Origin of the sequence: Lysinibacillus sp. NPDC097279 (assembly GCF_044761745.1) — a bacterium.
In the GTDB taxonomy this organism is placed as follows: domain Bacteria; phylum Bacillota; class Bacilli; order Bacillales_A; family Planococcaceae; genus Lysinibacillus.
On sequence record NZ_JBIWDA010000005.1, the window covers coordinates 140,389 to 155,751 of the forward strand.

13 protein-coding genes are annotated in these 15,363 nt (G+C 37.3%); 12 read left to right on the top strand and 1 reads right to left on the bottom strand.

The features are described from left to right. Positions 1–30: 30 nt before the first annotated feature. Positions 31–1,191: a class I SAM-dependent methyltransferase gene (locus ACIQ1H_RS18580; RefSeq protein WP_402890862.1), complete on the bottom strand. Its 1,161-nt coding sequence runs from the start codon at positions 1,189–1,191 to the stop codon at positions 31–33. Positions 1,192–1,384: 193 nt separating this feature from the next. Here ACIQ1H_RS18580 and putP point away from each other — a divergent pair, with 193 nt between their 5' ends. The 12 genes from putP to ACIQ1H_RS18640 all read left to right on the top strand — a co-directional run bounded on the left by putP (position 1,385) and on the right by ACIQ1H_RS18640 (position 15,261). Continuing rightward, positions 1,385–2,875, top strand: coding sequence for a sodium/proline symporter PutP (putP, locus tag ACIQ1H_RS18585; protein ID WP_402890865.1), 1,491 nt, complete (start codon positions 1,385–1,387; stop codon positions 2,873–2,875). Positions 2,876–3,193: 318 nt separating this feature from the next. Continuing rightward, on the top strand, positions 3,194–4,480 hold the full coding sequence (gene hflX / locus ACIQ1H_RS18590; protein WP_337980292.1) for a GTPase HflX: 1,287 nt from the start codon (positions 3,194–3,196) through the stop codon (positions 4,478–4,480). Between the two features lie 385 nt (positions 4,481–4,865). Beyond that, positions 4,866–6,353, top strand: a complete 1,488-nt coding sequence (locus ACIQ1H_RS18595) for a peptide MFS transporter (RefSeq protein WP_402890868.1) — start codon at positions 4,866–4,868, stop codon at positions 6,351–6,353. Positions 6,354–6,723: 370 nt separating this feature from the next. Beyond that, entirely contained in the window at positions 6,724–7,851 is a 1,128-nt protein-coding gene (locus ACIQ1H_RS18600; protein ID WP_173479374.1) for a M20 peptidase aminoacylase family protein, read from the top strand. Positions 7,852–7,866: 15 nt separating this feature from the next. Then, entirely contained in the window at positions 7,867–8,691 is an 825-nt protein-coding gene (locus tag ACIQ1H_RS18605) for a GNAT family N-acetyltransferase (RefSeq protein ID WP_402890870.1), read from the top strand. Between the two features lie 21 nt (positions 8,692–8,712). Further along, positions 8,713–9,822 carry an o-succinylbenzoate synthase gene (gene menC, locus ACIQ1H_RS18610; protein WP_402890873.1) on the top strand — a complete coding sequence of 370 codons (1,110 nt, stop codon included), beginning with the start codon at positions 8,713–8,715 and terminating at the stop codon, positions 9,820–9,822. 66 nt (positions 9,823–9,888) lie between these two features. Continuing rightward, positions 9,889–10,944 (top strand): YkvI family membrane protein, encoded by a 1,056-nt coding sequence (locus ACIQ1H_RS18615; RefSeq protein ID WP_402890876.1) that lies wholly within the window; start codon positions 9,889–9,891, stop codon positions 10,942–10,944. A gap of 282 nt (positions 10,945–11,226) precedes the next feature. Beyond that, positions 11,227–12,177: an ABC transporter permease gene (locus tag ACIQ1H_RS18620; RefSeq protein ID WP_402890878.1), complete on the top strand. Its 951-nt coding sequence runs from the start codon at positions 11,227–11,229 to the stop codon at positions 12,175–12,177. Then, a complete protein-coding gene (locus tag ACIQ1H_RS18625; RefSeq protein WP_173479379.1) occupies positions 12,170–13,123 on the top strand; it encodes an iron chelate uptake ABC transporter family permease subunit in 954 nt (317 codons plus the stop codon). The genes ACIQ1H_RS18620 and ACIQ1H_RS18625 overlap by 8 nt, the downstream gene beginning before the upstream one ends. Then, positions 13,120–13,881: an iron ABC transporter ATP-binding protein gene (locus tag ACIQ1H_RS18630; RefSeq protein ID WP_173479380.1), complete on the top strand. Its 762-nt coding sequence runs from the start codon at positions 13,120–13,122 to the stop codon at positions 13,879–13,881. Before ACIQ1H_RS18625 ends, ACIQ1H_RS18630 begins: the two co-directional genes overlap by 4 nt. A 56-nt stretch (positions 13,882–13,937) precedes the next feature. Further along, on the top strand, positions 13,938–14,945 hold the full coding sequence (locus ACIQ1H_RS18635) for a siderophore ABC transporter substrate-binding protein (RefSeq protein ID WP_402890882.1): 1,008 nt from the start codon (positions 13,938–13,940) through the stop codon (positions 14,943–14,945). Between the two features lies 1 nt (position 14,946). Then, entirely contained in the window at positions 14,947–15,261 is a 315-nt protein-coding gene (locus ACIQ1H_RS18640; protein ID WP_139860006.1) for an antibiotic biosynthesis monooxygenase family protein, read from the top strand. The last annotated feature ends 102 nt before the right edge of the window (positions 15,262–15,363 follow it).

Genomic DNA, 15,363 nt, shown 5'->3' on the forward strand with positions numbered 1-15,363 from the left:
GGCACATAATGCGCCTCGGGTTTTCATAGTTTATAAATAAGATGTTAATTCATTTGCCAAAAATGGCTTCGCATTCAACAGTGTTACAAAAGCATCGTACTTATCACGTTGCTGTGTACTTGGCTTTTTGCCAGTATAATATGCTCGAATTAGTATGTTTTTTGGTGTGTTTTCCATGTCGATAAATTCTAGTAATTGCGCTTCATAGCCAACAAGCGATAAAATCTCTGCGCGAATTGAATCAGTAGCTAGTGCCGCAAAGCGTTCGCGGACAAGACCGTGCTGAAGCATGATGTCGAGTGCAGGTGTATCAAGTTGACGATTTAGCTCATGCTGGCAACATGGGACGCTTAAAATAACACTTGCTCCCCATTTCACTGCGCGTGATAATGCCATATCTGTTGCAACATCACAGGCATGGAGAGTCACTACCATGTCTACACTGGACTCGTCATTATAATCATTAATATCCCCAACTAAAAATTCAAGTTGCTCATAGCCTAAATCCTGTGCAATTCGTGAGCATTCCTCAATAACCTCTTTTTTCAAATCTAAGCCAGTAACACGAATATCCAAACCTTTTTCAATTTTTAAGTAATGATATAAGGCAAACGTTAAATAGGATTTTCCTGAACCGAAATCTAAAATACGGACTTGGCGATCTTTTGGCAAATAAGCTAAGGCATCGTCGATAAATTCAATGAAGCGGTTAATTTGCTTGAATTTATCGTATTTTTGTTTTTTTACTTTTCCTTCTTCACTTTGTACACCTAAGCGAATTAAAAAAGGATAGGGGGTGGACTCATCCAGTAAATAGTTTTTCTTACGGTTATGTGCTAAGTTGACTTCCTTTGGAGTAGCTGTTTTATCAGACTTCCATAATACTTTGTTTTTTTTCGATAGCTGTACCTGTACTTTTTCGTCAATAAAATCGATATGTGCTTGACGGAAATCAGCAAAAAACAGCTCGAGCTTAGGAGGGAAATCTGCCAGTAGGACGTTCTCATGTTTTAAAATGCGCTCATATTGGTATTCAATTTGTATATGATAAGCCTCTTTCAGCATGATGGGTTTGAGTTTAATACGTTTTACTTCATTAGACTTCATTCGAGGTTGACTGATTGTAGCTGCAACGAGTTGTTGTTGTGCAAATTGCTCTTGTAGCTTTTCTTTCATTTCTTCAAATGTCATTTATTTCGCCTTCTTCGTTGTGTAATAGATGGCATTAGTGTAACACAATTTTATGAACTCATTGTTGTTTTCAATTTTAAGCAATTAGTATATCGAATATTCAGATAAACGATTTTGTTTTTAATAATTTTACGGTATATTTATAGTGAAAAGTTTTGAAGGTAAAGAATAATTGTGGATAGGAGGAAGACTTATGTCGGACAACACTTATCAGCTAATCGCTATTATTATTTATATGATTACAATGCTAGGAATCGGTTGGTATGCATTTGTAAAAACTTCAAATTTAACGGATTACATGCTAGGGGGACGCTCGCTAGGACCAGCTGTAACAGCCCTGAGTGCTGGTGCTGCGGATATGTCTGGTTGGCTATTAATGGGGTTGCCAGGTGCAATTTATATATCGGGACTTGTGGAAGCGTGGATTGCAATCGGCTTAACAATCGGTGCCTATTTAAACTGGATGTTTGTCGCACCAAGATTACGAGTTTATACGCAAGTTTCCAATGATTCTATTACGATTCCAAGTTATTTGGATAATCGATTACGGGATAATACGAAATTAATACGAATTGCTTCTGGGCTCATTATTCTTATATTTTTTACATTCTATGTATCTTCAGGAATGGTAGCTGGAGGCAAGTTTTTTGATAGTTCGTTTGGCTATGAATACCATACAGGTTTATTAATAGTATCAGGTGTAGTTGTTGCCTATACATTGTTTGGTGGTTTTTTAGCGGTAAGTTATACAGACTTTTTGCAAGGCCTAATAATGTTTTTAGCACTTATAACAGTACCGTTATTTGGATTGTTTTTAACGGGTGGACTTAGTGAAACAGTCGAATCCATTAAGGCGGTTAACCCAGAGCATTTAAGTTTATTGCCAGCAACAGCAACAGCAGCTGCGATTATTTCTTCCCTTGCATGGGGACTAGGATACTTTGGGCAACCGCATATTATTGTGCGTTTTATGGCGATTAGTTCAGTAAAAGAAACAAAACAGGCACGTCGTATTGGTATTGGATGGATGATATTAAGTCTTGCGGGTGCTCTTGCAACGGCATTAGTAGGTGTAGCATACTATCAACAAAATGCTGGCGAATTAAAGGATGCTGAAACGGTGTTTATTGTACTTGGTCAATTATTGTTCCATCCATTTATTGCAGGTATAATGCTAGCGGCCATTTTAGCAGCAATTATGAGTACAATCTCATCGCAATTAATTGTTACTTCTTCCGCACTTGTTGAGGATATATACAAGGCTTTGTTTAATAAAACAGCTACCGATAAACATTATGTTTTTATTGGCCGAATGGCAGTATTAGTAGTAGCGATAATTGCGGCCCTTTTAGCTTGGAATCCTGAAAATTCTATTTTAGATTTAGTAGGTTTTGCCTGGGCTGGGTTTGGAGCGGCATTTGGACCAATTATTTTATTATCATTATATTGGAAGAGACTGACGAATTACGGAGCGCTCAGTGGGATGGTATTAGGAGCGGTAACAGCCTTTGTTTGGGGGAAAATTAATTCACTGTCAACAGCTCTTTACGAAATCGTACCAGGTTTCCTCGTTTGTTTAGTAATAGCTATAATCGTTAGTATGATGACATATAAAAGAAACGATGAGATTGAAGATGAATTCAATCGTAGCCTATCGCTGTTAAAAGAAGAACAAGGGAAATGATAAAGCATGCTGTAAAAAATGAATATTATTCGTTTCTTATAGAATGTAGGCTAAGACCATTGGGGAAAAGTTTGACGTAGTTCGATTTCTTATAAGAGGTTAAGAAAATAAAAAGTTTTATCTACAGTTCGAATACGCCCAACTTTAGGGCGTATTTATTTTTTAATAATTAAAATTCAACGCTAAGTAATTTTGTTAAAAAATAGCGCTTTGGTGTCATGAAAGAAACTCGACTAAAAGACACAGATTCGGGCATTATATGGTAAGATGAAGAAAATTTGCTGTAGCGTCACCAAGGCGTTGGTGGGAGGATTGTGAGTGGAAAAATTGAAAGAAGTAGATGTTTTGCTAGAAAAGGCTATTCTTGTTGGGGTTAATTTACGCAATGACAAGCATTTTGAGTATTCAATGGAAGAGTTAACAAATTTAGCTGAAGCATTGAATGTAGAAGTCGTAGGCGTAGTGACACAAAATTTAGAGCGTGTCACACCTTCACATTATGTTGGTACGGGTAAAATCGAAGAGATAAAAAGCTTTTATGAAGAAGCACAAGGGAATCTTGTTATTTTTAATGATGAATTATCACCTTCACAAATCCGAAATTTAGAGCGTGATTTAGAAACGAAAGTAATCGATCGAACGATGTTAATTTTAGATATTTTTGGTCGTCGTGCCAAAACACGTGAGGCGCAAATGCAGGTAGAGTTAGCACAACTTCAATATATGCTTCCACGGTTAGTCGGCTTGCACGCTTCGCTAAGTCGACAAGGTGGTGGTACTGGAGGCGGTTTTAAAAACCGTGGAGCTGGTGAAACGAAACTGGAACTAGATCGCCGTAAAATTGAAGATCAGATTTCAAAAATAAAAAAAGAGCTGGAGCAAGTGAAGGAGCAGCGAGAGACACAACGAAAACAACGTCGGAAAAATGCAGTTCCAGTTGTGTCCATTGTAGGGTATACGAATGCTGGTAAGTCAACCATCATGAACCAACTGCTCGCTAAAATTGGACAAGAAGATCATAAGCAAGTATTTGAGAAGGATATGCTGTTTGCGACGCTTGAAACGTCCGTCCGTTATATTGAATTACATGATAAGAAGTCATTTTTATTAACTGATACAGTAGGCTTTGTAAGTAAATTACCACATCACTTAGTAAAGGCGTTTCGCTCAACACTAGAAGAAGCACGTGATGCTGATCTATTGCTTCATGTTGTGGATGTTTCAAATCAAGAGCATGGTTTTATGATGGATGTTACAAATGAAACATTAAAGGCAGTTGGCGTTGAGGGAATCCCTACTATATATGTCTATAACAAAGCAGACTTAGCAAATGTTCCGTACCCAGTCATTAGTGGGGATAATATATGGATTTCTGCAAAGCAGGGTACTGGATTAGATGAACTATTACAAATTATACGCCAACATATTTTTTCTGATTATGTGACATGTAAAATGCTTATTCCATATGAGCAGGGCAATATAGTGTCTTATTTAAATGAAAATGCAACTATTTACGAAACGGCATATGAAGAAAATGGCACATTATTAAAGCTAGAAGCAAAAGAAGCTGATTACGCAAAATATCAACATTTTGTTGTGAAATAGCAATTAAATAATTCATACGCAAATTGGTATTGCAATGTGGTTGTAATCTAAATTGGGTGTGTAGAAAAATCAACAGCAATTATGGCTGTTGATTTTTTTATTTGGAAAAAAATATAAAAAACATAATATTTATTATTTTCAAATATTAAATTTAAATACAATTTATAAGAGGAAAGGAAAGAGTGAGAAAACGTAGATATTTCAATATATTTAATAAAATATTAACTAATGAGTCTGAATATAAAGAAAAATGACAAATTTTCAACATTTTTTAAAACTCTTGCGAAAGTAATAAAAACGCTTTAGTATGATGAAACATAGTTTTTTATCCTTATCAATGGGGAACAATATTTAAAGGAATAATGAAAGTGGGAGAGGATATTGTATGTCTACTAAAGATGAAATTGTAAAATCCGTCCCTCAAAAAGGATTTGTCGGACACCCTAAAGGGCTCTTTACATTATTTTTCACAGAATTCTGGGAGCGTTTTTCATACTACGGTATGCGAGCGATTCTAATCTTCTTCATGTATTATGAATTAAATGAAGGTGGATTAGGTCTTGATCGCGGAACAGCGAATTCAATTATGGCTATATATGGATCGCTTGTTTATATGTCGGGTATTATTGGAGGCTGGATTGCCGATCGACTTTTAGGGACACGTAAAACGATTTTTTATGGTGGCGTGTTAATTATGATCGGTCACTTACTGCTAGCATTCCCTGGCGGTGTGACAATGTTATTTGCTTCAATGGCGTTTATTGTTATCGGTACTGGTTTATTAAAACCGAATGTCTCAAGTATTGTAGGAGATATTTATGCTGAAACAGATAGTCGTCGTGATGCAGGATTCTCGATTTTCTATATGGGTATTAATATGGGTGCATTCATTGCGCCGTTTATTGTCGGAACAATTGGACAAAAGTATAGTTTCCATTTAGGCTTCAGTTTAGCAGCAGTTGGTATGCTAGTTGGATTAATTGTTTTTAAAGTAACTGAGAAAAAATATTTAGGTCTAGCGGGCTTACAAGTAAATAACCCGTTAAAACCGGAAGAACGTAAAAAAGTCTTTACGCAATTCGGTATTATAGCATTAGTCATTATCATTTTAGGTGGCATTGGTATTAAAACTGGTGTACTAACAATGGATGTCTTTAGCTTAATTATTACAGCACTTGGTGTGATAATACCAACAGTGTTCTTTATTTATATGTATCGTAGTAAGAAAACTACAAAAGATGAGAAATCTCGTCTACTTGCATACATTCCGTTGTTTTTAGCCGCGGTTATGTTTTGGGCTATTCAAGAACAAGGTGCAACAATTTTAGCAACGTATGCAGATGAGCGTACACAATTAAATATTGGTGGTTTCCATCTTGAATCGTCTTGGTTCCAATCGCTTAACCCATTATTCGTTATTACCATGTCTCCATTATTTGCGATGCTATGGTTAAAATGGGGCGATAAGCAACCATCAACACCACGTAAGTTTTCTTATTCACTATTTTTTGCCGGACTATCATTTTTAGTAATGATGATTCCAGCACATCTTTCAGGTGGACAAGCTTTAGTTAGTCCATTGTGGTTAGTATTATCATTCTTCTTAGTAGTAGTTGGGGAATTATTATTGTCTCCAGTAGGTTTATCTGCAACAACGAAATTAGCGCCACAAGCTTTTGCTGCACAAACAATGTCGCTTTGGTTTTTAACGAGTGCTGCGGCTCAAGCGATTAACGCTCAGCTTGTAAAAGTATATGAAGTTGTAAGCGAATTCACATATTTCGGATTCTTAGGAACATTGTCGATTGTTATCGGAATACTCTTATTAGTACTTTCACCTATTATTTCTAAAGCGATGCGTGGTATTAATTAGTTAAAGAGGCTAGAGAAAAGAAAAAAGTGTTAGATTGACTGCGGTCAATCTAACACTTTTTTTGCTATGCCGTTGATGTCCGCTACGGCGGTGCTTTCCGCGGGCACACACGTAAGCCGCAACCCTCGCTAACGCGCGGCTTGTTGGCTTACTATGCGTGCGTTCCCGCAGGAGTCACCGCCTCCGCTACCACCAACTATTATTATTACATACTCCTTTGCCCTGCTTTTAAAATTTTAGAGTAATGTCACTGCATCTTTTTTGTCTCTTGTGTAGTCTATTAGCTAGAAGATAATTTAATTTTCTGTAGAATAGAGCTTTTTTTCGTTATAATAATCTTACTAGTAACAATTTTAAGGGGTTGGTTGTCATGAAAGAAGCATTGGATCGTTTGAGGCCAAGATTAATGGAGATATTCACGTATTTACATGCGAATCCAGAAATAAGCTGGCAAGAGGTAGAAACAACAAATTATATTTTTGATTTGTTGACGCGTGAAGGATTTTCACCACAACGCTTTAAAAATTGCACAGGGCTGTATGTTGATATTGGTGATGGAAACCCAAAGGTAGGTTTACGGACGGATATAGATGCATTATGGCAAGAAGTAGATGGTGAGTTTAGAGCAAATCATTCTTGTGGACATGATGGACATATGACAATGGCAATCGGAGCTCTTTTACTTCTGAAAGAGCAGTCTCAATCATACAAAGGCACAATTCGTGTTATTTTCCAACCAGCTGAAGAAAAAGGAACAGGTGCATTAGCTGTTCTAAAAGAGGGCATTATTGATGACTTGGATTTTTTATTTGGAGTCCATTTAAGACCAGTTCACGAGCTTGAGGACGGCACATATTGTGCAGCTTTGTACCATGGTGCCTCTCGTTTACTAGAAGGCGAAATTATCGGTGAGGATGCACATGCGGCAAGACCACACCTTGGTGTGAATGCAATTGAGGTAGGTGCAACAATTATCGAAGATTTACGCACCATACATACAGATCCCATGGTGCCTGTATCCGTTAAGATGACAAAATTTCAAGCTGGAGGTGAGTCAGGTAATATTATTCCAGGTAAAGCAGCCTTCACGATTGATATAAGAGCACAACGAAATGATGTAATGGATACACTTGCTCAAGGTGTGAAACGTGTTATTGATTCTTCGAAAATTTTGCATAAAGTGCAAATTGAGTTACGTACAGTTGCTAATATTGTGGCAGCAGAGGTAGACACAACTGCTCAATATATGATGGAGCAAGCCATTGTTAAGGCAGCGGGGCTATCTAATTTACGAAAGCCTGTGCATACACCAGGCGGAGAGGATTTCCACCATTATGCCGTTCAACGTCCGCATTTAAAATCGACAATGCTTGGACTAGGTTGCGGATTAACACCTGGATTACACCATCCAAAAATGAAATTTAAGCAGGCAAGACTTGTAACTGGAGTTGAGATTCTTACAAACGCTGTATTAGGAGCATTAGAACTCGAAACATAGAGGAGGCATCAGATAATGTTAGAAAACGTTTCTATTAGAAAAATGATGACACCTGAGGAAATTGCTGAGGTGCAATTCTTAAATGTTGAAATCTGGGGGAGTCAGGCAATTCCCTCACATCAAATGCTAGCGGCTGTTCAAAATGGTGGGTTATTGCTTGGGGCGTATTTGGAAGGTCGACTAATTGGGTTTAATTACTGCTTTGTAGGTTATCGGGAAGAAAAAATGTATCTACACTCACACATGATTGGCGTCGAAAAAACATATCGTGAACAAGGTGTAGGAGAGTTGTTGAAGCATGCTCAGCAAGAATATGCGCGAGAAAATGGTTTTCAGCTAGTTCGTTGGCTATTTGATCCATTAGAAGCGCGTTTAGCAAATTTATCATTTTTAAAGCTGGATGCATATAGCAATCAGTATGAAATAGATTATTATGGACCGTTACAAGATGATTTTAATGATGGACTGCCCTCTGATCGAATTGCGGTAGAATGGTGGGTTGAGCGTAATCATGCAAATGATAGCTTGGATGAGCTAGAAGAAGCGGCAGAGCAAGTTGTATCATGGTCATTGACGGTTGATGGATTACCTGTGCTCGATCAAGATAGTGAATTTCAAAGTAACCAAAAATTTTATAAGGACGCTTATTTAGTTCCTATTCCACAGTATTTACAAAAGATGAAGGTGGAAAGTCCGAAATTAGCTGAGGACTGGCGTTATAAGATTCGTACAATTTTAACTACCTTCTTTGCCCAAGAATATGCCATTGTTCGAGTGAAAAAGCAAAAAGAATATATACACTTTTATCTGTTAGTCAGACGCTCTTTATTGGCTTTATAATAGAGATAAGGAGTGAATTTTGTGAGAATAGAAGAAATTACAATAAGACATTTAAAAATGCCGATGAAGGCTCCGTTCACAACAAGTTTTGGTACTGTTAGTGAAAAAGAGCTATTACTTTTAGAGGCGAAGGATGCGTCAGGTACGATTGGTTGGGGAGAAACAGTTGCTTTTGTAGCACCGTGGTACACAGAGGAGACATTAAAGACAACTTGGCATATGTTAGAGGACTTTTTAATGCCTACCTTGCTACATAAAGAGATTGCACACCCAGATGAGGTTAGTGCCTTGTTTTCGCCTATTCGGCGCAATTGCATGGCGAAAGCATCTATTGAAGGGGCTGTGTGGGACATTTATGCACAGCAAACGAAACAGTCCCTTGCCCATGCGTTAGGTGGAAGCAAAGATACTATTGATGTAGGGATTAGTTTAGGAATTCAAGCTAGCACAGAAAAACTGATTGATTTAATAAAGGTCTATGTAGAAAAGGGTTATAAACGAGTAAAAGTTAAAATAAAACCTGGGTACGATGTCGAAGTTATTCGTGCTATCCGTGCTACATTTCCTAATTTACCATTGATGGCAGATGCAAACTCTGCGTACACATTAAATGATATAGAAGTGCTTCAACAGCTGGATGCCTTTAACCTTTTAATGATTGAGCAACCACTTGCAGCTGACGATATTATAGATCATGCCAAGCTGCAAAAGCAGTTACAAACACCAATATGTTTAGATGAAAGTATTACATCACTTGAAGATGCTCGTAAAGCGATCGAGCTAGGTAGTTGTGGTGTCATTAATATAAAAATTGGTCGTGTAGGTGGTTTAACGGAGGCTAAGAAGATTCATGACTATTGTCAGGAGCATGCCATTCCTGTCTGGTGTGGAGGCATGTTGGAAGCGGGAATCGGACGAGCACATAATATAGCACTAACTGCACTCTCCAATTTCATATTACCTGGTGATACAGCAGGTTCGAGTCATTATTGGTATGAGGATATTATAATGCCTGAGGTTATGGTAGAAGATGGCGTTATTCGTGTGCCTACAAGTGTTGGTATAGGCTATAAGCTAAATATGGCAGTCATTGATAAATTAACAATGAGCAAGAAAGTTTATAAGGAATAGCTTTAAGCGATGGAGGCTGCCTTTTCTCCATCTGTTTGTCAGATAAATAGTCGAGGAGAGAAGTGATTGAAAAAGAGCTTGCAAATCGGCGGTGCTTATGTAGGAATAATCGTCGGTGCGGGGTTTGCATCCGGGCAGGAAATCATCCAGTATTTTACGAGCTATGGCAATAAGGGAATATTAGGCGCTCTTTTAGCGACACTCTGGTTTGCCTTTGTGGGAATGTGTATAGCACAAATTAGTTCACGGTTGCGGACAACATCTCATAAGGATTTGATATATCAAATTTCGGGTAATACTATCGGCTTTCTAATGGACTTTGTACTATCACTTTTTTTGTTTGGTGTGTCAGTCATTATGTTTGCTGGAGCGGGTGCTACTTTCGAGCAAATGTTTGGACTACCCGTATGGCTAGGAAGCATTTGTATGATTGTCCTCACTATGATGACAGTTATGATGAATGTAAAAAGTATTATTAATATAATAGCCATTGCGACGCCTTATTTGTTAGCTGTTGTTACAATTATTGCGGTCTATTCCATAGCTACGATGGATTTAACATTTGCAGAGCAAACAGTAATAGCACAACAACAATTACCAACATCATCAAAAAGCTGGTGGGTAACAGCTTTGCTCTATATGTCTTTTAATATCGGCGTTTGTTTTTCGCTTCTCACAGTGATGTGTGGCGCTATACGAAATGAACGAATTGCAGGCATAGGTGGCATTATCGGAGGACTATTGTTAGGCGCGCTCATTTTAATTATTCATTTTTCCCTTCTCGCTAAAATGAACGTTATTGTTGGATTGGATATTCCCATGCTCGCATTAGCTAATGAAATTCATCCAATAGTAGGTTTATTAATGTCATTTTCTTTATTGGGGATGATTTACAATACAGCGGTAGGTATGTTTTATTCGTTTTCGGTGCGATTTTTTAAACCAACAAAGCCTAGCTTTAAGGTCGCTGTCATTTGTATGGGCATTCTAGGCTTTTTTGCGAGCCAAGTGGGCTTTACAACACTTGTATCAAAACTATATTCGGTAATGGGCTATTTAGGCTTTATTTTAGTAGCATCAATAATTTTTGCATGGCTACGAGGAATAAGAAGAGTAGCTTAATGAGGTGATTGAGAAGGGCAACTATGTCATTCTCAATTACCCTTTTTTTTGAATAAATTTCTGAGGGGAAAGAGCAACATGTTTGAATGAGAAATATCTCAATTTAGCGGTGTTTTTGTTGAAAAAACATAGTTTTTAAGTATTTCCAAATAAAGCGAGAACAATTCTCAATAGGAGGTTGACTGATAATAAAAAGATGCTTATAATGAGAATCGTGAGTAATGATAATCATTTTCAGCTGATTATTAATTACACTCAATAATGAATCTACCGGGGATTACAATGAAAATAAGATATCTTTTAACAGCAACTGTTGTGTTGTCTATTGTGTCACTATTCATTGGTGTAGTTAATATTAAGCCAAGTGACTTATTGGACTTCGGATCAGAAGAAACTAGACTATTCTTAATTAGTCGTATACCAAGACTTGTGGCAATTTTGCTGGCAGGTGCAGGTATGAGTATTGCTGGTTTAATTATGCAAAGCTTAAGTAGGAATAAGTTCGTGTCACCAACGACAGCAGGAACTTTAGATGCTACGAAATTAGGTGTTCTAATTTCAATGATGTTTTTTACAAATGTCACGTACTTTCAAAAAATTTCCTTCGCTTTCATATTTGCTTTAGCCGGCACGTTAATGTTTATGCAAATATTAAATCGAATAAAGTTCAAAGATGCGATTTTTATACCGCTTATAGGCTTAATGTTCGGAAATATCCTATCTTCTATTACGACGTTCTTTGCGTATAAGGCTGATATTATCCAAAACATTTCTGCATGGTTACAAGGAGATTTCTCATTGATAATGAAAGGTCGTTATGAGCTTTTATACATAAGTGTACCTGTTCTAATAATGGCATACATTTATGCAAACCGTTTCACAGTGGCTGGAATGGGTGAGGATTTTGCAAAAAACCTTGGTCTTTCCTACAAATTCGTTGTGAATTTAGGTTTGGTGTTAGTAGCACTAGTGACAACTACGGTGGTACTAACAGTAGGTGTGATTCCGTTTCTAGGTTTAATTATTCCAAATATTATATCGCTGTTCAGAGGGGATAACCTTGCAAAGACATTACCGCACACGGCTTTACTCGGTATGTCGTTCCTATTATTCTGTGATATTATAGGGCGCGTGTTAATTTTCCCTTATGAAATTCCGATAAGTATGACGGTCGGCGTCATCGGAAGTGCAATCTTTCTAATTATGTTATTTAGGGGGAGAGCATATGCGTAACCGTACCAAAATGTTGATATTAATCGGACTAGCAGTAGCTGCTATGTTACTGTACGTCTTTTATGAATTAAATGGGAACTATAGCTATGCATTCCCACGTCGCCTCATTAAAGTAGTGGCGATGGCATTAACGGGAATTGCCATTGCGTATTCGACAGTGGTTTTCCAAACAATTACGCATAATCGTATTTTAACACCAAGTGTTATGGGGCTTGATGCTTTGTACATGATGGTCCAAACGATTATTTACTTCTTCTTTGGCTCGATGTCTATATTTGTTATTAACGCACATTACAATTTTTTGCTAGCTGTTTCAGCAATGGTCATTTTCGCGTTAATATTTTATCGAGTATTGTTCAAAGAAGGTAAACGTCCGATTTACTTCCTGCTGCTTGTCGGTATGATAGTCGGGACATTTTTAGGAAGTGTCACAACTTTCTTCCAAGTTTTAATTGATCCTAATGAGTTTCTGAGCTTACAAAGTAAAATGTTTGCAAGCTTTAATAATGTAAATTCAGATTTAGTATGGTTAGCAGGTCTTGTTATTGTCGGTACATTTATTTATGGTTGGCGTCATATGAGTCAACTAGATGTAATGTCACTTGGTCGCGATACAGCAATAAACCTTGGGGTACCTTATGATAAGCTTGTACAACGCATGCTCATATTATCTTCGATATTAATCGCAGTATCTACAGCGCTTGTTGGGCCAATTACATTCTTTGGCTTAATCGTAGCAAATTTATCGTATCAGTTTTTCAAGACGTACAAGCACTCTGTGTTAATTGCAGGTTCTTGTGTAATGAGTATTGTTGCTTTAGTCGGTGGTCAGTGGATGGTCGAGCGAATATTTAAATTCGATACAACACTAAGCGTTATTATCAACTTTGTAGGTGGTGTGTACTTCATCTACCTATTATTGAAGGAAAGTAGGTCAGCAGGATGATCCAAGTAAAAGAAATTTCTAAGTTTTTTGGGAAAAAGCCTGTCATTCAAGATGTTAGTGTAGACGTTGCGCCAGGTAAAATTACGTCCTTTATTGGACCGAATGGTGCAGGTAAATCAACACTGCTTTCAATGGTAAGCCGTTTACTTAATGCAGACACTGGTGAAGTATTACTCGATAAGTCAGATGTGCGTCGCTGGAAATCTGATGACTTTGCAAAGCGCGTATCGATTTTAAAACAGTCAAACTACATGAATGTGCGTCTAACAATTCGTGAACTCGTTTCATTTGGTCGCTTTCCTTATTCAAAAGGAAATTTAAAACCAGAGGACGAGCAAAAAGTAGATGAAGCAATTCACTATATGAATTTAGTTGACATTCAGCATAATTATTTAGATGAATTATCGGGTGGACAGCGACAACGGGCATTTATTGCAATGGTCATTGCGCAAGACACAGATTATATTTTGTTAGACGAGCCACTTAATAATTTAGACATGAAGCATTCTGTGCAAATCATGAAAATTTTGCGTAAGTTGGTGGATGAGCTAGGAAAAACGGTTGTCATTGTTTTACATGATATTAACTTTGCATCCGTATATTCTGATCATATCGTCGCTTTAAAAGATGGACGTGTTGTAAAAGACGGTCCGACTAATGACATTATTAACTCAGATGCGTTAAAGGAAATCTATGATATGGATATCCCTGTGCAAGAGCAAAATGGTTGCCGCATTTGTGTGTATTTTAACTCTTAGTAACAATAGATAGTCATCACTATCTAAAAATATAAAAACAAAAAGGAGATTTCACAATGAAAAATTGGAAATTACTTACGGTATTAATGGCAATGATGCTTTTAGTATTAGCTGCTTGTGGTTCTAAAGAAGAATCAAAAGAAGATGATAAAGGTTCAACAGATAATAAACCTGCTGAAGAGCAAAATGAAGCTGCTTCTGCTTACCCAATCACAATCCCAGGTAGTACATCTGGTGAAAATACATTTGAAGATGTAACTTTAAAAGAGCAACCAAAAAATATTGTCGTATTTGACTATGGTTTCCTAGATACTTTAGATGCTTTAGGCGTTGAAGTTGCAGGTGTATCACAAAAATCAGTACCAAGTTATTTAAGCAAATATGCTGACACAACTTACGTAAATGTTGGGTCTTTAAAAGAGCCAGATTTTGAAGCAATCTCTTCTATGAGCCCAGACATCATTTTCATCTCAGGTCGTCAAGCTTCTGCTTACGCAGAATTATCTAAAATTGCTCCAACTGTATTTGTTGGTGTAGATAACAATAATTTTATGGAATCGTTTAAAGCAAACACTGAATTAGCTGGTAAAATTTTCGGTAAAGAAAAAGAAGCTGCTGATGCGTTCGCTGCATACGAAGCAAAAGTAGAAGATCTTAAAGCAAAAACTGCTTCATCTGAAGATAAAGCATTAATCGTTTTAGGTAATGAAGGTTCATTATCTGCATATGGTCCTGGTTCACGTTTTGGTGTAATTCATGATGTATTTGGCGTAAAAGCTGCTGATGACAAAATCGAAGCTTCTACACACGGTGCTAACGCTTCATTCGAATATGTACGTGATACAAACCCAGATATTTTATTCGTAGTTGACCGTGACGCTGCTGTTAACCCTGAAGGCGAGTCTGGTACAAAAGCTGCTATTGAAAACGAAATCGTTGGTGCAACTAACGCTGCTAAAAACGGTAAAGTTTACTACTTAGATCCAGAATATTGGTACCTATCAGGTGGCGGTTTACAATCAGAAACTGCTAAAGCTGATGATATTTTAAAGGCGTTTAACTAATATGTTTGTACAAATTAAACGTATGGTCGTAACTGAGGGTAACGCTGATAAGGTTGTTGAACGATTTGGAGCTAAAAAAGATGGTCCTTCATTACTTGAACAACAACCAGGTTATATTGATAAGCAAGTGCTTGTAAAAAAAGTTCGCCGCGGAGATGAAGAAGTGCTAATTATGGTTCGTTGGGAATCAGAAGAGGCGTGGAAAAATTGGGAGAAGAGCCCTGAGCATATTGCAGGTCATAAAGCAAATGCTGGTAAGCCTAAACCTGATTATATTATTGAAAGCGGTCAAGATGTTTACTATGTAAAAGCTTAATAAAAACTAGAGGTGTCTCACAAGTCAATTGTGACACCTCTTTTTTTATGTCTTTTTATATAAATAACCATTTTACAACAAGGTGTGAACAATTAAGCTGAC